The sequence below is a fragment of the Oleiphilus sp. HI0061 genome (genome assembly GCF_001635675.1).
Genome location: NZ_LWFE01000499.1, coordinates 1 through 707, shown reverse-complemented (window position 1 = coordinate 707; position 707 = coordinate 1). Strand labels below are relative to the sequence as shown.

Below are 707 nucleotides of genomic sequence, written 5' to 3'. Positions count from 1 at the left end.
TAAACCTTCTTGTAAACGAACAAAGAGAATGACACGAACATCATCTTGCCATTCTTGGCCGATAGCAATTGACTCAAACACTTCCTCAACCTTTTCAACCTGACGATAAATCTCAGCAGTACCTATTCGAACACCGCCAGGGTTAAGGATTGCATCAGAGCGGCCGTGAATGATTACGCCGGTTTGGGTTGGTGTTCCATTATCTGCTTCGTGGACAATAAGCTCTCCGTAGTCCCCATGAGCCCATGTGTTGTCAAAGCGTTTAAAGTAAGCGCTTTGGTATTTTTCGTTATTTTTGTCATTCCAGAAACCGGTTGGCATGGAAGGGAAGGCTTGCTTACAAACAAGCTCTCCTTTTCCTTGTGTAAGGCTAGTTCCATCATCATCTAAAAATTGTACGTCCATCCCTAAGCCAATGCATTGAAGCTCACCTTTGTATACTGGAAGATTCGGGTTTCCTAGCGCAAAACAAGAGATGATATCTGTGCCCCCGGAAATACTAGAGACGCATACGTCCGTCTTAATGTCGCGGTAAATATATTCAAAACTTTCGTGGCTCAAGGGGGAGCCGGTTGATAAGAATGCTTCGACGCTATCAAGTTGGTGGCTATGCTTCGGCGACAGACCAAACTTCTCACAGGCAGCGTAATACTTGGCACTAGCCCCAAAAATATCGATACCTTCTTCGTCTGCAATATCAAGCAGGC

At 45.1% G+C, this 707-nt stretch carries 1 pseudogene; it reads right to left on the bottom strand.

The window, feature by feature from the left end:
- A pseudogene (locus tag A3735_RS30410) lies at positions 1 to 707 on the bottom strand (acetoacetate--CoA ligase); the annotation flags it as partial.